Source organism: Paenibacillus agri (genome assembly GCF_013359945.1).
Classification (GTDB): Bacteria; Bacillota; Bacilli; order Paenibacillales; family Paenibacillaceae; genus Paenibacillus_AQ; species Paenibacillus_AQ agri.
Genome location: NZ_JABWCS010000071.1, coordinates 1 through 244, shown reverse-complemented (window position 1 = coordinate 244; position 244 = coordinate 1). Strand labels below are relative to the sequence as shown.

Annotated in this window: 1 pseudogene; it reads left to right on the top strand. The window is 57.4% G+C overall.

The window, feature by feature from the left end:
• A pseudogene (locus HPT30_RS00320) lies at nucleotides 1-244 on the top strand (hypothetical protein); the annotation flags it as partial.

Sequence of the window (244 nt, the reverse complement as noted above, 5' to 3'; positions counted from 1 at the left end):
GAGCGGTGAACGGACAGCATCTGCAGCCTGATAGCATAACTGGCGGGCACCTGGCCGAGCAAAGTGTGGAAGAGCGGCATGTAAAACCCGGCAGTATCACCCTTGAGCATCTGGCAGAGGAGGTATACACGTCCGATCTTCTTCCTGACGGCAGCTTAACAGGAGCGAAACTGGCAAAGGGAGCGGTGAACGGACAGCATCTGCAGCCTGATAGCATAACTGGCGGGCACCTGGCCGAGCAAAG